This window comes from Rhodoferax lithotrophicus (assembly GCF_019973615.1).
Lineage (GTDB): Bacteria > Pseudomonadota > Gammaproteobacteria > Burkholderiales > Burkholderiaceae_C > Rhodoferax > Rhodoferax lithotrophicus.
Genome location: NZ_AP024238.1, coordinates 2324234 through 2343100, shown reverse-complemented (window position 1 = coordinate 2343100; position 18867 = coordinate 2324234). Strand labels below are relative to the sequence as shown.

Genomic DNA, 18867 nt, shown 5'->3' with positions numbered 1-18867 from the left:
AAGATGCAACAAAGTGCTTTACTTCGATTCAAAACATGCATTATGATGCGTGCATTGAAATCAATAACTGCATTTTTATGCTTCCAACCCGAGGAGAACAGAACGTGAGCCAAGCCAACCGTGTCGAATACCAAACCACCCCCGCCCAGTACAAGCACTGGAAACTGGAGTTCAACGGCCCGGTGGCCACGCTGAAAGCCGACTTTGATGAAAACGCCGGCCTGCGCCCCGGCTACAAACTCAAGCTCAACAGCTACGACCTGGGAGTGGACATTGAACTCAATGACGCCATCAGCCGCATCCGCTTTGAGCACCCCGAAGTGCGCACCGTGGTGGTCACCAGTGCCAAAGACCGGGTGTTCTGCTCAGGTGCCAATATCTTTATGCTGGGTGTCAGCAGCCACGCCTGGAAGGTGAATTTCTGCAAGTTCACCAACGAAACCCGCAACGGCCTGGAAGACTCTTCCGAATACAGCGGCCTCAAATTCCTGGCGGCCGTCAACGGTGCCTGCGCCGGTGGCGGCTACGAGCTGGCCCTGGCCTGCGACGAAATCATTCTGGTGGATGATCGCTCCAGCGCGGTGAGCCTGCCTGAAGTGCCCTTGCTCGGCGTGTTGCCCGGCACCGGCGGCCTGACCCGCGTGACCGACAAGCGCCATGTACGCCATGACCTGGCCGACCTGTTCTGCACCAGCGCCGAAGGCGTGCGTGGAGAGAAAGCCGTGGCCTGGCGCTTGGTGGATGCCGTGGCTAAACCGGCAGTGTTTGCCCAGAAGGTGCAGGAACGCGCCCTGGCGCTTGCCGCCCAGAGTGACCGCCCAGCCGATGCCAAGGGCGTGGCCCTGACACCCTTGGAACGCACACTGGAAGCCGAAGCACTGCGTTACACCCATGTCACCGTCGAGATTGACCGCGCCAAGCGCACCGCCACCTGGACGGTGAAAGCCCCCACCGGCGCACAACCCAGCGACATTGCCGGGATTGAAGCCGCGGGAGCCGCCTGGTACCCGCTGGCCATGGCGCGTGAGCTGGAAGATGCCATTTTGCAAATGCGCACCAATGAGACCGAGATTGGCACCTGGCTGATCAAGACCGCAGGTGACACCGCCGCCGTGCTGGCACTCGATGCCACGCTGCTGGCGCACCAAAACCACTGGCTGGTGCGCGAAACCATCGGCCTGCTGCGCCGCACTTTCAGCCGCCTGGATGTGTCCTCACGCAGCTTGTTTGCGCTGATTGAAGCGGGCTCCTGCTTTGCCGGTACCCTGTTGGAACTGGCCCTGGCCTGCGACCGCAGCTACCAATTGATCTTGCCCAATGATGAGACCGCCACACCGCGCATCACCGTGACGGAAGCCAACTTTGCCCTCTACCCCATGGCCACCACCCAAAGCCGCCTGGGCCGCCGCTTCTACGACGAGCAAGGCGAGCTGGATGCCGTGCGTGCCAAGATCGGCCAAGCGCTGGATGCCGATGCCGCTTTTGCGCTGGGCCTGGTCACTTCCAACCCCGACGACATCGACTGGGCTGACGAAGTGCGCATTGCGATTGAAGAACGTGTCTCGATGTCGCCCGATTCCCTGACCGGACTGGAAGCCAACCTGCGCTTCAACGGCCCGGAAAACATGGTCACCCGCGTCTTTGGCCGCCTGACCGCCTGGCAGAACTGGATCTTCCAGCGCCCCAACGCCGTGGGTGAGAAGGGCGCACTCAAGGTCTATGGCAAGGGTGAGAAGGCGGTTTTTGATTGGAATCGCGTCTAGCCCTTATGTACATTGCGCAAGCAGCTATTAAATTTATAGTTAATATTTCCTGGAGAACAGCATGAGTTCAATCACCTACGGCGACAAGATTCCCAACAACGTCAACCTGAGCGAAGACCGCACCTTGCAACGTGCGCTGGAACAGTGGCAGCCCAACTACCTGAAATGGTGGGGCGACATGGGGCCGGACGATTCGCAGAATTTTGATGTCTACCTGCGCACCGCCATCAGCGTCGATCCGCAAGGCTGGGCGCAATTTGGCCACGTGAAGATGCCCGACTACCGCTGGGGCATCTTTCTGAACCCGGCCGAGAAAGACCGCAAGATCCACTTTGGCGACCACAAGGGTGAAGATGCCTGGCAAGACGTGCCCGGCGAGTACCGCGCCAACCTGCGCCGCATCATCGTCACCCAAGGCGACACCGAGCCCGCCAGCGTGGAGCAGCAGCGCCACCTGGGCCTGACCGCGCCCAGCCAGTACGACCTGCGCAATCTGTTCCAGGTGAATGTGGAAGAAGGTCGCCACCTGTGGGCCATGGTCTACCTGCTGCACAAGTACTTTGGCCGTGATGGCCGCGAGGAAGGTGAAGCACTGCTGGAACGCCGCTCGGGTCAAGAAAACAACCCGCGCATCCTGCAAGCTTTCAACGAAGAAACGCCGGACTGGCTGAGCTTCTTCATGTTCACCTACTTCACCGACCGTGACGGCAAGTTCCAGCTCTGCGCCTTGGCTGAGAGCAGCTTTGACCCGCTGGCGCGCACCACCAAGTTCATGCTGACCGAAGAAGCGCACCACATGTTTGTGGGCGAGTCCGGCATCAGCCGTGTGATCCAGCGCACCTGCCAGGCCATGAACGAGCTCAAGACCGACGACGTGACCAAGCTGCGCGCCGCCGGGGTGATTGACTTGCCGACCATCCAGCGTTACCTGAACTTCCACTTCAGCGTGACCATCGACCTGTTTGGTGCGGACGAGTCCAGCAATGCCGCCACCTTCTACAACACCGGCCTGAAAGGCCGCTATGAAGAAGGCAAGCGTATGGATGACCACCAGCTCAAAGGTGGCACTTACAAAGTGCTCAACGCCGTGGGTGGTCAATTGGTGGAAAAAGAAGTGCCGATGCTCAACGCATTGAACGAAGTGCTGCGCGACGACTACATCAAGGACTCCATTGGTGGGGTCGAGCGCTGGAACAAGGTCATTGAAAAGGCCGGTATTCCCTTCAAATTGAAGGCGCCGCACAAGGCTTTCCACCGCAACATCGGTGCGCTGTCCCAGGTCAAGGTGTCGCCCGAAGGCCGCGTACTCAGCGAGTCTGAATGGAAGGCCAACGTGGACAACTGGTTGCCCAGCGAAACCGACCGCGCCTTTGTCGGCAGCCTGATGGGCCGCGTGGTGGACACCGGCAAGTTTGCCAACTGGATTGCCCCCCCGATGCTGGGCATCAACCGCCAGTCGACTGACTTTGAATATGTGCGGTTTAACTGACCTGGTTTCTTGTGGCTGTTTGTGCTGAACCCGCAGCGGGCCAGGGGCGCGTACCTCCGCTCATGTCCCCCGCCCTGAGGCGGATGCCTCAGGGCTCCTCCTTGACTTCGCTACGGTACACCCCCCTGACCCACTGCTAAACGGCATGGCTTGCTGGCGATCCAAAACACGCTGCAGATCAGGTGGCTGGGGTGTACTGCGCAGTGAGGTCAAGGAGGAGCCGCAGGCGGGGGACACGAACGGAGCAGTACACCCCAGCCGCCTGATCCCACCCAACACAGCCCCAAAAGCCACAAACAACACACAATACGCAGGCTATCCAAGAAAAGAGAGACAACACCATGACAGAAGCCGTCATCAAACAGCACCTGATCGACCCCGAAATCTGCATCCGCTGCAACACCTGTGAGGCGATTTGCCCGGTGGCGGCCATCACCCACGACACGCGCAATTACGTGGTCGATGCCGCCAAGTGCAACCTGTGTATGGACTGCATCTCGCCCTGCCCTACCGGCTCCATCGACAACTGGCGCAACATGCCACGGGCCAAGGCCTACAGCGTGACCGAGCAATTAACCTGGGACGAACTACCCGCGGAATTGACGGCAGAACAACTGGCCGAGCTGGGTGTGACCGCTGATGCAACGCCGGTGGAAGCGCCCATCACGTCATCGTCTTCGGGCACAGAAGACAGCTTCAACAGCGCCCAGTACGGCTCCACCTTGCCGCCCTGGTCAGCCGCACACGCCTACACCAACCTCTATGGCCCCAAAGCGGCCGAGAAGACCATCACCGCCACCGTGGCCGGCAATGTGCGCGTGACGGCAGTGGGCCATGAGTACGACACGCACCACATCGTGCTGGACTTCGGCAGCCTGCCGTTCCCGGTGCTCGAAGGCCAGTCGATTGGCATCATCCCGCCCGGCTTGGATGCCAGTGGCCGCGCCCACTTTGCGCGCCAGTACTCAATTGCCAGCCCGCGCAACGGCGAGCGCCCCGGCTACAACAACCTGTCGCTGACCATCAAGCGGGTGCTGGAAGATCATCAAGGTAACCCCGTGCGTGGTGTTGGCTCCAACTACATGTGTGACCTGAAGGTGGGCGACAAGGTGCAGGTGATGGGCCCCTTTGGTGCCAGCTTCCTGATGCCAAATCACCCGCGCTCCAACATCGTGATGATCTGCACCGGCACCGGCAGCGCCCCCATGCGGGCCATGACCGAATGGCGGCGGCGCTTGCGCCAGTCTGGCAAGTTTGAAGGTGGCAAACTGATGCTGTTCTTTGGCGCACGCACCAAAGAAGAGTTGCCCTACTTTGGCCCGCTGCAAAACCTGCCCAAGGATTTCATCGACATCAACTTTGCCTTCTCGCGCACACCGGATCAGCCCAAACGTTATGTGCAGGATCTGATGCGTGAACGCGCCGCTGATCTGGCCGCCCTGCTGGCTGACCCCAACACCTACTTCTATGTCTGCGGCCTCAAAAGTATGGAAGAAGGTGTGGTGCTGGCGCTGCGCGACCTGGCACAGCAAGCTGGCTTGTCCTGGGAAACGATTGGCGCGGCACTCAAAGCCGAAGGCCGTTTGCATTTGGAGACCTACTGATGACGAACTTGTCCGCCCCTGTCTACAGCACACTCACACTTCACTTGCGAGCCCCCGGCGTGGCCCAGGTCACGATGGCACGCCCGGCGGTGTTCAACGCCTTTGACGAAACCATGATCGCCGAGCTGGACGCGGTGTTCACCGAGCTGGCAAACGATGCGGCTGTGCGCGTGGTGGTACTGGCCGGTGACGGCAAACACTTCAGCGCAGGTGCGGACTTGCAGTGGATGAAGCGTGCCAGCACCGCCTCCACCGACTGGAATTTGCAGGACGCACGCCGTTTTGCCGCCATGCTGGCGCGTATTGAAAACTGTCCCAAACCCACCGTGGCCCGCATCCAGGGTGCGGCGCTGGGCGGTGGCGTGGGCTTGGCCTGCGCCTGCGACATCGCCATCGCCAACAACAACGCATCGTTTGCAGTGAGCGAAGCCAAATTCGGCATCCTGCCTGCCGTGATTGGCCCTTACCTTGTCAACGCAGTCGGCAAACGCCAGGCCAAGCGGCTGGCCTTGACCACCACCCGCATCCACGCGACCGAAGCCCTGGCCATCGGCCTGGTGCAGCAAGTGGTAGAAGGTGAAGCACTGGACGCGGCGGTGGATGCCACAGTGAAAGAGCTGTTGGCCGGTGGCCCGCAGGCGCAAGGCGAAATCAAGCAGCTTTACGCCCAACTGGAAGTTGGCCCGATCAGCGCCGAGGTGCTGGAGTTAACAGCCCAAACCATCAGCCGTGTGCGCGGTACCGACGAAGCCCGCGAAGGTTTTGCCGCTTTTCTGGACAAACGCCCCGCCAACTGGATTCCACAAACATGACACAGACATTGAAAGACGCAAGCGTTCTGGTGGTAGGCGCGGGCATCATGGGCGCGGGCATTGCGCAGGTGGCTGCCCAGGCGGGCCACAGCGTGCGGCTGTTTGACACCCGCGAAGGCGCTGCCGCACAGGCCAAAGACAAGTTGACCCAGACGCTGCAAGGCCTTGCGGCCAAGGGCAAGCTCAGCGCCGAAGCTGCTGAGCAAACCCTGTCACGCATCATCGCCATCACCACGCTGGAAGAAGCCACCGGTGTGGGCCTGGTGGTGGAAGCCATCGTGGAAAAGCTCGATGCCAAGCGTGGCCTGTTTCAGCAGTTGGAGGCCATCGTGGCGGCCGATTGCGTGCTGGCCACCAACACCTCGTCGATCTCGGTGACAGCCATCGCCAACGGCTTGCAGCATCCGCAGCGGCTGGTCGGCATGCATTTCTTCAACCCCGTGCCGCTGATGAAACTGGTGGAAGTGGTGTCAGGCTTGCAGACGGACGCGGCGGTGGCGACAGTCATTTTTGACTTGTCCAAAGACTGGGGCAAGGTGCCGGTGTATGCACGCTCCACACCCGGCTTTATCGTCAACCGCATCGCCCGCCCCTATTACGCCGAGACACTGGCGCTGCTGCAAGAGCAGGCGGCCAAACCCGCCGTGCTGGATGCCTGCCTGCGCGCTGCAGGTTTCCGCATGGGGCCGTGTGAGCTGATGGATTTGATTGGCCATGACACCAACTTCTCGGTCACACAATCGGTGTTTGAGGCCAATTTTTATGACAAACGTTTTGTACCCTCGCTGGTGCAGCGCGAGCTGGTCGATGGTGGCTTGCTGGGCCGCAAATCGGGGCGCGGTTTTTACGACTACGCCGAAGGCGTGAGCACCCCGGAGCTGGAAGCCGTGCAACCCGTGGAGCTGCCCACCGCGCAGTTGCTGCGTGTGCACGGTCAGGGGCCAGTAGCGGATCGTCTGGTGGCCACCCTGCTGCAAGCCAAGCAGGCCTTCTTGCGTGTGCCAAGCAGCGACTGGGTCGGTCTGTGCGTGGAAGGCGCGCAACTGCGCCTGACCGATGGGCGCACTGCCAGCCAGCTTGGCGTGGAAGTGGCGGTGTTTGACCTGCCGCTGAACCCGGCAGCAGATGCCACCCTGGCCTGGGCCCCCTCGCTGCGCGCCTCCCCCGCCTGGAGGCGCGCCGCCCCGCGCTGGCTGGCCACGCTGGGCTTCAAGCCGCTGCGTGTGGCCGACACCCCGGCGCTGGTGGTGGCACGCACCCTGGCCATGCTGATCAACGAAGCCGCCGACGCGGTGCAGCAAGGGGTTTGCACCCAGGACGGCGCAGACGCGGCCATGAAGCTGGGCGTGAACTACCCCGCTGGCCCGTTTGAGTGGCTGGCGCAGTGGTCTACCCCCGCCGTGCTGGGCGTGCTGGACGCGCTGGATACCCACTACCGCGGCGAGCGCTACCGCGTCAGCCCCTGGCTGCGCCAACGTCCGTGGATGGACATGGAGTCCACATGAAGTTTGCAGATTTTTATGTCGGCCAAATCATCCAGGCTGGCCCGGTGACGGTCAGCGAAGCCGAGGTGATCCAGTTCGCCACTGCCTACGACCCCCAATGGTTTCACACCGATCCTGATGCCGCGCAACACAGCCGCTTTGGTGGCCTGATCGCCAGCGGCTGGCACACCTGTGGCCTGGCGATGCGGCTGGTGGCCGATGCGGCGCTGCATGGTTCCGAATCCTTTGCCTCACCCGGCCTGGCCTATGTGAAGTGGCCACACCCGGTGCGCCCTGGTGACCAGTTGTCGCTGACGGCCACGGTGCTGGAGTCGCGCCGCTCCAGCGGCAAATCGCACCTGGGCATCTTGCGCTGGCGCTGGCAGCTTTTCAACGCCGCAGGCACCGAGGTGCTTGACCTGGAAGCCACCAGCCTGTTTGACCTTTCCAAAACACCAACACCATGACCCAAGCTTATATCTGTGATGCCATCCGCACCCCCTTTGGCCGCTACGGTGGCGCACTCTCAAGTGTGCGCACCGACGACCTGGCTGCCATCCCGCTGCGGGCCTTGATGGCACGTAACCCCAACGTGGACTGGGCGGCGGTGACCGACGTGCTGCTGGGCTGCGCCAACCAGGCCGGTGAAGACAACCGCAACGTGGCCCGCATGGCCGCGCTGCTGGCCGGGCTGCCGCAAGAAGTACCCGGCTCCACCATCAACCGCCTGTGTGGCTCCAGCCTGGACGCGGTGGGCACGGCGGCACGGGCCATCAAGAGTGGCGAGGCACAACTGATGATCGCCGGTGGCGTAGAGAGCATGAGCCGCGCCCCGTTTGTCATGCCCAAGATGGATGCCGCCTTCAGCCGCAGCAACGCCGTCTACGACACCACGATTGGCTGGCGCTTTGTCAACAAACTCATGAAAGCCCAGTACGGCGTGGACTCCATGCCCGAGACCGCCGAAAACGTGGCCACCGATTTCAAGATCGAGCGCGAGGCGCAAGACCTGATGGCCCTGCGCTCCCAGCAAAACGCCCTGCGTGCCCAGCAGAGTGGCTTTTTCGATGCCGAAATCACCCCGGTGTCCATCCCGCAGAAAAAAGGCGACCCGCTACAGGTGACGCAAGACGAACACCCCCGCGCCACCACGCTGGAATCCCTGGCCAAACTCAAAGGCGTGGTGCGCCCGGACGGCACAGTCACCGCAGGCAATGCTTCAGGCGTGAACGATGGCGCTTGCGCCCTGCTGCTGGCCAACGAAGCCGCAGCCGCCCGCCATGGCCTAACGCCCAAAGCCCGCATTGTCGGCATGGCCGCCGCTGGTGTCGCCCCCCGCATCATGGGTTTCGGCCCAGCCCCGGCCACCCGCAAGGTGCTGGAACTCACGGGCTTAAGCCTGGCGCAAATGGACGTGATCGAACTCAACGAAGCCTTCGCCGCCCAAGGCCTAGCCGTGCTGCGCGACCTTGGCCTGCCCGACGACGATGCCCGTGTCAACCCCAACGGCGGTGCCATCGCCTTGGGTCACCCGCTGGGGGCCAGTGGAGCACGGCTGGTGACGACAGCGGTGAACCAGTTGCACCGCAGCGGGGGGCGTTATGCGCTGTGCACCATGTGTATTGGGGTGGGGCAAGGGATTGCGCTGGTGGTTGAGAGGGTGTGAGGTTGCGTTGTCAAGCAAGCCCAATCCGGCGATTAGCGCGGGGGATTCAACCGTACCCCGCACATGGTTGGACAACGCGAAGTGGTCATGCCATCAAATGCTACAAACTCAATAGCTTCTTGCGCTTAATGCATAAGCGCTAGAGGCTAATTTTTTATATAAAAATCAAACCTGCCCAGTGCTGCTGCAGGTGAATTCGGCCAAGATGGTCAAACAGCGCTGGATTAGCTGCCCCAAATGTGCTCTTCAGCCCTGAGTCACTGAATGATCGAGACTTGCTGGCTTGGGCTTGGCTGTGGTTTATATCTTGGCTTCGCCCGATCTAACCTTAGCCGTTGGCGATCTACCCGACACTGCCCGGACTCCAAGCCAAAGAAACTTTATATTTAGTTAATCGATCTGAAAAAAATATTTACAAAGTTACTTAAGAGAGGTTGTAGACATCACTCAACTACAAAATCTCTGTATATTGCTTGCCAACGACTCCAGATTCTCAAAATTTGAAATGAAAGTGCACAGCTCTCTTAGATATACATCCTCGTTGTGTCCTTGCTCAACGGCGCATGCCTTTAATACCATTAAAAGACCTTTCCCGTTATTATCATTGGCTGACTTAGGATCGTTTTTATAGTCACTTACTATGTCAGGTAAGCTACGTACACGATAAAAGGTATCACCGAGATCCCTGGCGAAAGGGTCGCTAGGCTCAGTCACTAGCATTTTCTTTAGATATTTCTCTAGGCTCAATATCGGCAGAAAACTTTTTTTAAGTGCAGCAAATGGCGTTCCTGAAGGATATTTCCTATTGCACGCATCTTGAATATCACCATCTAATATTGATATAACCGTGCACCCTGCTCCAGCTAGTCTTGAATTTTGAATTTCATTTTGAAGCTCAAGTGTCTTTTCCCATCCACCGCAAGGCAAAACCTTTATAAGCCTACTGATTTGAAGCCGACAGTCTCGTATTGATTTCTCTACAAGATTTTTTGCGAGGTTATCCTCTACAAGCAATATAAAATCAAAGCCATCCGGTGTATACATGCAGCGTGTCGCATACGCAGGATAGCAAGGATTTATCACTTCTATAGCGCCACTAATTCCAGAATCAAGGTGAAATATTTTTTCTGCTCGCACATTGCTTAATATTTGTATACTGTGGGTGGCAAAGTATATGCAAAAGTTATACTGAGATGAAATCTTGTTTAAAAAAATTGCCAATCGATCTTGTGCCGAAGGGTGCAGCGCCAACTCAATCTCATCCAAGAGGATTACACTAGGCTTAGATATACTTTTTTTTGAGGTATATATAATTCGTTCATGGATATAGTGCAACAAACCAATTAACACAAACTCACCAGAACTCATTTTGAATTGATGTATTCGAACTCCATCCCTATCTATCAAGTATGGTACCCCCGAGAAACCAAGCTTTTGTGCTATTACTTTCGTTTTGACACGCTTGAGATCGGCGTAGTAGGTTTCATCATTTCGTAGAATTTTTCCTAGATTTTCTAATACAAATGGTTCGGCAGCACAAATATTTGAATCTGTAATATGGCTTGCTGCCGACATTCTTGATGTATGGGCATCTGAAAATCTATTTCCATAGATTAAGCTACCTTCATATATGCCATTTACGAATATTTCATCAGCTTCTGGATTTTGTCTTTGCCAGCCGCTCTGTCGAACCCAAATATTCTCCAAATCATTCAGGCGGTATGAAATTTTTGAGTGTGCAGTTCCATCATTCTTAAAGTAATTTTTCAGAGCGCCTCTATACACCACTTTGGAAAGTGCGCTGAATATTGTGCTTTTTCCAATTCCATTGACACCTGTTACTGCATAAAGTCCCTGAAAAAAAGGAAGAGACAGTTTTAGTCTACTTATATTTCGGACATTTTCAATTTCTATTTCTAGCATTTTGATCCCCATTTTTTTCAACTTACGAAACTTTCGTCACTTCTGACAATCAGCGTTTACAAGTTGCTCTGCAATGCTTAGAAACCATAAACACCTCCTGCGGCGGATAAATCATGTTGAATTGAACCGCTTGTGTTGGCGGTGGCGATAGGGGATTGCAAGCTTCACCCCATTTGTGGCATCAGATCATAGCGAGGCATCAGCACCAATCCCTCAGCCAGCCACCTCGTGCACATACAAAATGCTCCCGCATGGATGCCAGTCAGTCCAGCTTTTGAAGCCCACTGAGGGCTTTGCCGACGTAACGCGCATCTGGGCGGTGCAAGTTCTGCTGCGTCACTCGTATGTTTCCACCACAATGATGAACACCCATGTGTTCAAGATGGCTGCGGGTGGCACGGTCAGTCCGCTGGATGCACTCAGCAGCCCGGCGGGCCGATGATGGGCTTGGGTAAACGAGTGCGGACCTTCACAGATCGCGAAGCCATGCCCCTGCACCATGCGCCCAATCAGATCACAAGCGCTACAAACTCAATAGCTGCTAGCGCTTGATGGATAAGCGCTAGAGGTCAATTCTTCATATAGAATGCATCGACTCAGGTCACCAACCCCCGTCCATCCTGAGCTTGACCAGAACGGCTTGAGGCGCTGAGTTACATAAAAAGAAGTGAAATGGGCCTCTAGTCCTTTATTCACCTACGCAAGAAGCTCTTTTTTAGATAGCAAACATCCATTGATGAAAAAGAAAAAATGGGGCTAACAACCCATGCCCAGCTGTTTCCAAGCTGGCGCTATCGACTATTTCGATCAACTATGGCCCAGCCCTATGGGCGCAGGAGCCTCTGACACGATGCGGCTAAACAGGCGCTCGTAAACCGGGTCACGTGGGTATTTGCCGGTGAGTGGGTCACAGTTGGTGGCAAAAGCGGCATCCAGTTCGGCCCAGTCGGCGGCGCTCAAGACCTTTTGTGCTACGGGCAAAATTTCGGTTTCTTCCAGACGCATGTGCGCCAGATAGAACGACAGATACGCTTTGGCGGCGGCATCGAACGCGGCACGGCGTGTGTCACCGATCAACTCCCAGGCCAGCAGCAAGTGCTGCAGTTCACGCACGGCAGCTTCGCCTCGGGCGTGGTCTTTGTCCAGCTGTGCAATGGCCGGTGCGGTTTGGGCTGCCAGGCGTTTGATGCGGGGGAACAGCAGCTCGGTTTCCTTGGTGTGGTGCAGGCGCTCGGGGAATTCGTCAATGTAGAACAGCATGGCCCGCAGCACATTAAAAAAGCCCTCGGGCTCATTCCCCGGGCCACGCTCCACCATCATGCCAATCGAGCGCAACATGGCAGACAAGGCCTCATGCTCGTCGTGGATGATTCTCAAACTTTCATGCAGCATGCGGCATGTCTCCGGTTGATCAACAAAATAGGCAACGGTCTGCACATGGGCCACAAACATACTGGTGGCCCATGCGCTGGCATGAGGGGTGGCCTCATGCCGTCAGCGTGCCTCAGGAATGTTCGATACGCACGTACTCAAAGTCCTTGGGCTGGTTGTTGATGCCCACGCGCGGGGGCGCAATCCAGCTGGCGTATTGACCGGGTTCCATGCAGGGCTTCATCAGCGAGTTGATGAAGGCGTGGTCTTCGTCGTTGCACAGCCATTCACCTTGGCTGGCAGCCCAAGCCTCGTCAGTCAGAAGTTCACCAGCCGGGCTGACGTTCACTTCGGCAAATTCGCCAATCTTGCGGTTGAAGGCCTTGTGCGGTTGCTTGAACTGGAAGGCGATGCCGGACTTTTCGATCACCTTGTTCCAGCGGTCAATACCGCCTTGGCAGTCGGTGATGTAGTCGTCCAGCAGGCGGCTGTTGATGGCGCGCAGGGCGGGCACGTCTTCGGTGACGAACTGGCCGTCGATCACGCGCAGCACTGGGTAAGTGGCGTTTTCCAGTTGGTGGTCGTCGTTGATGGCGGTTTCGTTGAAACGGCCTTTGAGGCCGGTGCTGAAGGCGCTGGCGGCGTTGGACGAGATCTCGGAGCCAAACAGGTCGCGTGTGACGGACATGTGGAAGTTGGCTTTTTTCTGCAGCGTGGGCAGGTCGATCACGCCGAGTTTGCGGATGGCTTCCTTGTCGTTGGGGTCGGTGATGCCCGCAGCCTTCATGGCCAGGCAAGTAGCCTCAATGGTACGGCCCACGCCGGTTTCACCCACAAACAAATGGTGCGCCTCTTCGGTCAGCATAAAGCGGCAGCTGCGTGACAAGGGATCGAACCCCGACTGCGCCAGCGCGGCGAGTTGCATCTTGCCGTCGCGGTCGGTGAAGTAGGTGAACATGAAGAAGCTCAGCCAGTCGGGTGTGCGCTCGTTGAACGCGCCCAGGATGCGTGGGTTGTCTTGCTGGCCGCTGCGGCGCTCCAGCAAGCCTTGTGCTTCTTCACGGCCATCGCGGCCAAAGTATTTGACCAGCAGGTAAACCATGGCCCACAGGTGGCGGCCTTCTTCGACGTTCACCTGGAACAGGTTGCGCATGTCGTACAGGCTGGGTGCGGTGGCGCCCAAAAAGCGTTGTTGTTCTACGGAGGCTGGTTCGGTGTCGCCCTGCACCACGATCAGGCGGCGCAACAGCGAGCGGTATTCACCTGGCACTTCTTGCCAGGCCGGTTCACCCTTGTGGCGGCCACAGGGAATGGTGCGGCCTTCTTCCTTGGGGGCCAGCAAAATGCCCCAACGGTATTCGGGCATCTTGACGTGGCCAAACTTGGCCCAGCCGCTGGGGTCCACCCCCACGGCGGTGCGCAGGTAGACATCGGCGTTCTGGAAGCCCTCTGGCCCCATGTCTTTCCACCAGTCAATGTAGTTGGGCTGCCAGCCTTCCAGCGCGCGCTGCAACTGTTTGTCAGACGACAAATCGACGTTATTGGGAATCAGGTCGTCGTAGCTGACGGCCACAAAGTCGTCGCTCTGGACGGCGGCTACGTCTTCAACAAGTTCAATGGTTTCGCTCATGGTGTCTCCTGCAAGATGGTGGAATGTGGATATCAAATTCATGCAGTATTTTGCTTTTATTGAATTCGATAGCTGCATTTTGCTGCATTTATTGGTCTGAGAGTTTGATCTAACGCAAACTCCATTAGCAATATGATGCATATTTTGAGAAAAATGATCACCATGAAGCTTGAAATGTGCTCTGGACAGTTGAGCGCAGGCATTTTTGAGGGCTTGATGATGGTTATGTCTGATAACTATAATCAGGCCCGGATCAGGCTCATTTCAAGTGCCTTCCCTCGTCCATCAAAATTACAGGAGACTTCCATGGACCATCAAAACCTGGTTGCCATTGACATCCACACCCACGCCGAAGTGAGTTGCTGGAACCCGTTTGACAGCTATGGCGAGGAGTACGACCGCGCGGCCGACAAGTACTTTCGCAACAGCCGCAGGCCCACCATTGCCGAAACCATTGCCTACTACCGCGAACGCAAGATCGGCCTGATCATGTTCACGGTGGATGCTGAAACCCAGATGGGGCGCAGGCGCATTCCCAATGAAGAAATTGCCGAGGCTGCCAAAGCCAACAGCGACATGATGATGGCCTTTGCCAGCATTGACCCGCACAAGGGCAAGATGGGTGCCCGTGAGGCACGCAAGTTGATTGAAGAATTCGGCATCAAGGGTTTCAAGTTCCACCCCACGGTGCAGGGTTACCACCCCTACGACAAGATGGCCTGGCCAATTTACGAGGTGATTGCCGAATACAAAATGCCAGCCATCTTCCACACCGGGCACAGCGGCATTGGCAGTGGCATGCGCTGCGGCGGTGGTCTGCGCCTGGCGTACAGCAACCCGATGCATCTGGACGATGTGGCGATTGATTTCCCCGACATGCAAATTGTCATGGCGCACCCCAGCTTCCCCTGGCAGGACGAGGCGCTGAGCGTGGCCACCCACAAGCCCAATGTGTGGATTGATTTGAGCGGCTGGAGCCCCAAGTATTTCCCCAAGCAACTGGTGCAATACGCCAACACCCTGCTGAAAGATCGCATTCTGTTTGGCAGTGACTACCCGCTGATCACCCCAGACCGCTGGATGAAAGACTTTGAAGAAGCCGGCTTCAAGCCTGAAGTGATGCCAGGTATTTTGAAAGGCAACGCGGTGCGACTGCTAGGACTGCAATAGAGAGTGGCCGCCTGAGTCCAGACACGCCAACACGGCCTCTCTTCAAGCGCTGAACAACAAGCGCTTGCGGATCAACTCAGGTTGCAAACACCCCCGCCCAGGTGGCAAAACCCTTGACCTCAATCGGGTTCCCCGATGGGTCCAGAAAAAACATGGTGGCCTGTTCACCCGGTTCACCTGCAAAGCGGATGCTGGGTGGTAACACAAAGGCAACTTGCAGCGCCTTCAGGCGATCAGCCAGCGCCTGCCATTCCGCCATTTGAAGAATAACCCCCAGGTGTGGCATGGGCACCATGTGATCCCCCACCTTACCGGTGTTGCTGGTGGCAAAGGGTTCACCAAGGTGCAGGGAAATCTGATGACCGAAAAAATCAAAATCAACCCAACTGTCGGTACTGCGGCCCTCGCGGCAACCCAGCACCGTGCCGTAGAAGTGGCGCGCCGCTTCCAGGTCACGCACGTGGTAAGCCAGGTGAAACAAAGATGACATGCTGATCCTTTCTGAATGTCTGCAAGGTGATACACCCCATGTCCGCACAAGCTCGCAGTATCAACCCCAATACACCACCAAGCCATTTGAGCGGGCGCTGATAGTAAGCCGTCATATCAGCCCGGGCAGGCTGGCCCTTCATTCACCCTGGCCTGCACTGGAAATTATTTCGCCATCAATGCGTCTGCATGCTGGGCCAGCCACACTGCAAAGGGCTGGGCGCTCACGCCCGTGAGTTTCTCGAAATCATTGGTCAGCTCAGCCACTCTGCCTGCGGCCGTGTTGGTGTCAAACGAGGCAAACACCGTAGCCAGTGGTTCAGGAAAACCCGCGCCCACCATGCCCTGAATCAGGCCCGCCAGCGGCACATGCACCACTTGCAGTGGCTTGCCCGTGGCTTGCGACACCTGTTGGGCAATTTGCTCGGTGGTGAAGGCCTCGGCACCACTCAGGGTGTACGTGTTCTTGCCGGTGTCTTTGAGCAATGCCGTAGCCGCCGCAAGTGCCAGATCATCACGGGCAATGTGGGCTATCTTGCCCTGCTCTGCTGCCGAGTACCACTGCCCCATGGCCAAGGCGCTTGGCAGCGACATGAACAGGTCTTCAAAATACCAGTGGTTGCGCAGCACCGTCCAGCCCTTGAGCGCACTGTTGGCTAGCGCCTTCTCGGTGCCTGCGTGGTCGGGAGCAATCAGCAGGGGGGAGTTCTCAGGCAAGGGCATCGAGGTGTAGACCACGTGGCCCACACCGGCTTGCTCGGCGGCGGCTACAGCGGCCTGGTGCTGTTCCAGACGACGACCGGGACGGTCTAGCGCGTCGGTGCTGATAAGCAGCAGGCGATCTGCCCCGGCAAACACACTGCGCAGTGAGGTGGCATCGTCAAAGTCGGCGGCGCGCACGGTGATGCCTTTGGCAGCCAGGTCTTTGAGGGTTTCAGGCTTGCGCGTGGTGGCAATGATGCGTTGTGGGGCCACTTTCAGCGTTTCCAGCAGATGGTGAATCACGCGTTGACCCAGATGGCCGGAGGCGCCGGTCACAAGCAAGGTGGAAGTCATGGGGATGTCCTTTAAGTTGAAATAAAACAAAATTCGCAGCGGCATGACATGGTATTTATTTAATACCAATATTCACTTTGTTCGTTGCTAATGCTATGGTACGAAATGAGGAAAAAAATACAAGAAGGGTTCTGAAAGTCACCAGGTTCCCTGAAGGTAACCATCCACCCCAGTTGTCACCCTGTTGCAAAGGAAAAGCCATGGCCGTACACAAATCAAAAGTCGATTGGGCCGAGCGTTGCCCAATTCGGGACGTGCTCGAACGTATGGGCGACCGCTGGAGCATGCTGGTGTTGTTCACACTCAGTGAGCACCAGAGCCTGCGTTTCAGTGTGCTCAAAACCACCATTGGGGACATTTCGCAGCGCATGTTGTCGCAAACCCTGCGCCGCCTGGAGCAAGATGGCCTGGTGCTACGCACCGCCCATGCCACCGTACCGCCCCGGGTGGACTATGAATTAACCACGTTGGGCCAGTCTTTTTTATTGCCCATGCGTCAACTTCTGCATTGGGCCGAGCAGAACCATCAGCAGGTACGTGATGCACGCGCCGCCTATGTGCCACCACCCCGACATGAAGCCTTGTGAGCCCCATACTTACAAGCCAAATTCGTCTTCAGAGCAATAGATACTTGCGCAAGTAGCTATTATTTGGATAGCATTTTTCAAGACTTGCGCAGAGGGCAACCCCATCCGCTTGTTTTTGGAAAAAACCCTTGGGGCAAAATCCTGCCATGACCCAAGCCACCCCCCAAGCGCCCGCCTTCCAGCTTCACGACGAGCCCGGCCACCTGATTCGCCGCGCCCAACAAATTGCGGTGTCCAAGTTCCATGAAGTGCATGGACGCCATGTCACACCGATCCAGTACGCCATCCTGCGCACCTTGTATGAATCGCCCGGTGTCGATCAGGTGACACTGGCCCAGCTGATTGCGCTGGACACCTCCAGCACGGCGGACATCGCCACCCGGCTTGAAGCCAAGGGCTGGATTCTGCGCGAGGTGCTGCCGCGCCGCCAGCGCCGCCTGTCACTCACCCCGGCGGGTGAGGCCATCTTGCAAGGCATGCGCTCAGGCATCGAGCAGATGTACCTGGGCATGATGGACAGCCTGGACGGCACCGAACAACGCGAGTTCATGCGGCTGCTGCGCAAGTTTGTGCATTTGAACGACCAGCAAAACAAACCGGTGGATACCCCAACCAAGGGTTAACACCAATCAAATGGGGCTGGTGCTGCCGCTAGTCATTCCGTACAATGAATCACATTCAGCATACTGAATGAAATTGCCGCAGCCGCCCATGCCTGCCAAGTTGCATGGACTATTTGAACCAACGAGGTCTCCATCATGTTCCCCAAAAATACCTGGTACGTTGCCGCCACCCCTAACGAAATTGACGAAAAACCGCTGGGCCGCACCATCTGCGGCGAGCGGATTGCCTTCTACCGTGGCGAGGGCAACAAAGTCGCCGCCGTCGAAGACTTCTGCCCGCACCGTGGCGCACCTTTGTCGCTCGGCTATGTGTCCGAAGGCAAGCTGGTGTGCGGCTACCACGGCCTGGAAATGGGTTGCCAGGGCAAAACCATTGCCATGCCGGGCCAGCGTGTGCGCGGTTTTCCGGCCATCAAGGCCTACCCCGTGGCTGAGCGCTACGGCTTCATCTGGGTCTGGCCCGGTGATGCCGCCCAGGCCGATGAAGCCAAAATTCCCCACATGGAGTGGTATGACAACCCCGAGTGGGCTTACGGCGGTGGCCTGTACCACATCAACTGTGATTACCGCCTGATGATCGACAACCTGATGGACCTGACGCACGAAACCTATGTGCACTCCACCAGCATCGGCCAGAAAGAGATTGACGAAACCCCGTGCAAAACCACGGTCGAAGGCGATACGGTGACCACCAGCCGTTTCATGAGCGGCATCCTGCCCCCGCCGTTCTGGAAAGCCGCACTGCGGGCCAACAACCTGGCGGACGACGTGCCGGTCGATCGCTGGCAAATCTGCCGCTTCACGCCCCCCAGCCATGTGATGATCGAAGTCGGCGTGGCGCACCAAGGCCACGGTGGCTACGACGCACCCAATGACAAAAAGGCCTACAGCGTGGTGGTGGACTTCATCACCCCCGAGACCGAAACCTCGATCCACTACTTCTGGGGCATGGCACGCAAATTCAACCCGACCGACAAGGCCCTCACCGCCACCATCCGCGAAGGTCAGGGCAAGATTTTTGGGGAAGACCTGGAGATGCTGGAGCGCCAGCAGCAAAACCTGCTGGCGCACCCCGAGCGTGCTTTGCTGATGCTCAACATTGATGCGGGTGGAGTCCAGTCGCGCAAGATTCTGGAGCGCATCATGGCGCAGGAAAAACCAGCCGCTGGCACCACCAGTGCCAGCGTTTGAGGGGTAAAA

Annotated in this window: 17 protein-coding genes; 12 read left to right on the top strand and 5 right to left on the bottom strand. The window is 57.7% G+C overall.

All coding sequences use genetic code 11. The features are described 5' to 3' along the window. Nucleotides 1-104 precede the first annotated feature (104 nt). The 7 genes from boxC (at nt 105) to pcaF (ending at nt 8818) form a co-directional block, all read left to right on the top strand. On the top strand, nt 105-1763 hold the full coding sequence (boxC, locus tag LDN84_RS10955) for a 2,3-epoxybenzoyl-CoA dihydrolase (protein WP_223912453.1): 1659 nt from the start codon (nt 105-107) through the stop codon (nt 1761-1763). A gap of 61 nt (nt 1764-1824) precedes the next feature. After that, nucleotides 1825-3252, top strand: a complete 1428-nt coding sequence (boxB, locus tag LDN84_RS10950) for a benzoyl-CoA 2,3-epoxidase subunit BoxB (RefSeq protein ID WP_223912450.1) — start codon at nt 1825-1827, stop codon at nt 3250-3252. A 341-nt stretch (nt 3253-3593) separates the two neighbouring features. Continuing rightward, on the top strand, nt 3594-4856 hold the full coding sequence (gene boxA / locus LDN84_RS10945; protein WP_223912447.1) for a benzoyl-CoA 2,3-epoxidase subunit BoxA: 1263 nt from the start codon (nt 3594-3596) through the stop codon (nt 4854-4856). Continuing rightward, complete coding sequence (locus LDN84_RS10940; RefSeq protein WP_223912444.1) at nt 4856-5668, top strand: enoyl-CoA hydratase-related protein; 813 nt, start codon at nt 4856-4858, stop codon at nt 5666-5668. The genes boxA and LDN84_RS10940 overlap by 1 nt, the downstream gene beginning before the upstream one ends. Then, complete coding sequence (locus LDN84_RS10935) at nt 5665-7173, top strand: 3-hydroxyacyl-CoA dehydrogenase (RefSeq protein WP_223912440.1); 1509 nt, start codon at nt 5665-5667, stop codon at nt 7171-7173. The genes LDN84_RS10940 and LDN84_RS10935 overlap by 4 nt, the downstream gene beginning before the upstream one ends. Next, nucleotides 7170-7619: a MaoC family dehydratase gene (locus LDN84_RS10930; protein ID WP_223912437.1), complete on the top strand. Its 450-nt coding sequence runs from the start codon at nt 7170-7172 to the stop codon at nt 7617-7619. Before LDN84_RS10935 ends, LDN84_RS10930 begins: the two co-directional genes overlap by 4 nt. After that, nucleotides 7616-8818, top strand: coding sequence for a 3-oxoadipyl-CoA thiolase (gene pcaF, locus LDN84_RS10925; RefSeq protein ID WP_223912434.1), 1203 nt, complete (start codon nt 7616-7618; stop codon nt 8816-8818). Before LDN84_RS10930 ends, pcaF begins: the two co-directional genes overlap by 4 nt. A 447-nt stretch (nt 8819-9265) precedes the next feature. Here pcaF and LDN84_RS10920 read toward each other — a convergent pair whose 3' ends face one another. Next, complete coding sequence (locus LDN84_RS10920; protein ID WP_223912431.1) at nt 9266-10741, bottom strand: AAA family ATPase; 1476 nt, start codon at nt 10739-10741, stop codon at nt 9266-9268. Between the two features lie 274 nt (nt 10742-11015). Here LDN84_RS10920 and LDN84_RS10915 point away from each other — a divergent pair, with 274 nt between their 5' ends. Further along, complete coding sequence (locus LDN84_RS10915) at nt 11016-11183, top strand: hypothetical protein (RefSeq protein WP_223912428.1); 168 nt, start codon at nt 11016-11018, stop codon at nt 11181-11183. 365 nt (nt 11184-11548) lie between these two features. On the opposite strand, the gene LDN84_RS10910 is transcribed toward LDN84_RS10915, so the two are convergent. Next, complete coding sequence (locus LDN84_RS10910; protein WP_223912425.1) at nt 11549-12133, bottom strand: hemerythrin domain-containing protein; 585 nt, start codon at nt 12131-12133, stop codon at nt 11549-11551. Between the two features lie 112 nt (nt 12134-12245). Then, nucleotides 12246-13742 (bottom strand): benzoyl-CoA 2,3-epoxidase subunit BoxB, encoded by a 1497-nt coding sequence (gene boxB, locus LDN84_RS10905; RefSeq protein WP_435405937.1) that lies wholly within the window; start codon nt 13740-13742, stop codon nt 12246-12248. 306 nt (nt 13743-14048) lie between these two features. On the opposite strand from boxB (LDN84_RS10905), the gene LDN84_RS10900 reads away from it, so the two are divergent. After that, complete coding sequence (locus tag LDN84_RS10900) at nt 14049-14912, top strand: amidohydrolase family protein (protein WP_223912423.1); 864 nt, start codon at nt 14049-14051, stop codon at nt 14910-14912. A gap of 76 nt (nt 14913-14988) precedes the next feature. Here LDN84_RS10900 and LDN84_RS10895 read toward each other — a convergent pair whose 3' ends face one another. Together LDN84_RS10895 and LDN84_RS10890 are read right to left on the bottom strand one after the other, a co-directional pair. After that, nucleotides 14989-15402: a VOC family protein gene (locus tag LDN84_RS10895; protein WP_223912420.1), complete on the bottom strand. Its 414-nt coding sequence runs from the start codon at nt 15400-15402 to the stop codon at nt 14989-14991. Nucleotides 15403-15566: 164 nt separating this feature from the next. Next, complete coding sequence (locus LDN84_RS10890) at nt 15567-16457, bottom strand: NmrA family NAD(P)-binding protein (RefSeq protein WP_223912418.1); 891 nt, start codon at nt 16455-16457, stop codon at nt 15567-15569. Between the two features lie 200 nt (nt 16458-16657). Between LDN84_RS10890 and LDN84_RS10885 the strand changes: the two genes are divergently transcribed. From LDN84_RS10885 to LDN84_RS10875, 3 genes are all read left to right on the top strand, one after another. Then, the gene (locus LDN84_RS10885; protein ID WP_223912416.1) at nt 16658-17044 is read left to right on the top strand and encodes a winged helix-turn-helix transcriptional regulator; all 387 of its coding nucleotides are present in this window, start codon (nt 16658-16660) and stop codon (nt 17042-17044) included. Between the two features lie 146 nt (nt 17045-17190). Further along, nucleotides 17191-17667 (top strand): MarR family winged helix-turn-helix transcriptional regulator, encoded by a 477-nt coding sequence (locus tag LDN84_RS10880; protein ID WP_223912414.1) that lies wholly within the window; start codon nt 17191-17193, stop codon nt 17665-17667. 135 nt (nt 17668-17802) lie between these two features. Next, complete coding sequence (locus LDN84_RS10875) at nt 17803-18858, top strand: aromatic ring-hydroxylating dioxygenase subunit alpha (RefSeq protein ID WP_223912412.1); 1056 nt, start codon at nt 17803-17805, stop codon at nt 18856-18858. The last annotated feature ends 9 nt before the right edge of the window (nt 18859-18867 follow it).

What these genes read in the sequence shown, in the direction of transcription:
- LDN84_RS10920 (WP_223912431.1), bottom strand. Translation starts at nt 10,741, where the DNA reads ATGCTAGAAATAGAAATTGAAAATGTCCGAAATATAAGTAGACTAAAA.
- LDN84_RS10910 (WP_223912425.1), bottom strand. Translation starts at nt 12,133, where the DNA reads ATGCTGCATGAAAGTTTGAGAATCATCCACGACGAGCATGAGGCCTTG.
- boxA (WP_223912447.1), top strand. Translation starts at nt 3,594, where the DNA reads ATGACAGAAGCCGTCATCAAACAGCACCTGATCGACCCCGAAATCTGC.
- LDN84_RS10890 (WP_223912418.1), bottom strand. Translation starts at nt 16,457, where the DNA reads ATGACTTCCACCTTGCTTGTGACCGGCGCCTCCGGCCATCTGGGTCAA.
- LDN84_RS10880 (WP_223912414.1), top strand. Translation starts at nt 17,191, where the DNA reads ATGACCCAAGCCACCCCCCAAGCGCCCGCCTTCCAGCTTCACGACGAG.
- LDN84_RS10930 (WP_223912437.1), top strand. Translation starts at nt 7,170, where the DNA reads ATGAAGTTTGCAGATTTTTATGTCGGCCAAATCATCCAGGCTGGCCCG.
- LDN84_RS10875 (WP_223912412.1), top strand. Translation starts at nt 17,803, where the DNA reads ATGTTCCCCAAAAATACCTGGTACGTTGCCGCCACCCCTAACGAAATT.
- LDN84_RS10885 (WP_223912416.1), top strand. Translation starts at nt 16,658, where the DNA reads ATGGCCGTACACAAATCAAAAGTCGATTGGGCCGAGCGTTGCCCAATT.
- boxB (WP_435405937.1), bottom strand. Translation starts at nt 13,742, where the DNA reads ATGAGCGAAACCATTGAACTTGTTGAAGACGTAGCCGCCGTCCAGAGC.
- boxB (WP_223912450.1), top strand. Translation starts at nt 1,825, where the DNA reads ATGAGTTCAATCACCTACGGCGACAAGATTCCCAACAACGTCAACCTG.
- LDN84_RS10900 (WP_223912423.1), top strand. Translation starts at nt 14,049, where the DNA reads ATGGACCATCAAAACCTGGTTGCCATTGACATCCACACCCACGCCGAA.
- LDN84_RS10940 (WP_223912444.1), top strand. Translation starts at nt 4,856, where the DNA reads ATGACGAACTTGTCCGCCCCTGTCTACAGCACACTCACACTTCACTTG.
- LDN84_RS10935 (WP_223912440.1), top strand. Translation starts at nt 5,665, where the DNA reads ATGACACAGACATTGAAAGACGCAAGCGTTCTGGTGGTAGGCGCGGGC.
- pcaF (WP_223912434.1), top strand. Translation starts at nt 7,616, where the DNA reads ATGACCCAAGCTTATATCTGTGATGCCATCCGCACCCCCTTTGGCCGC.
- LDN84_RS10895 (WP_223912420.1), bottom strand. Translation starts at nt 15,402, where the DNA reads ATGTCATCTTTGTTTCACCTGGCTTACCACGTGCGTGACCTGGAAGCG.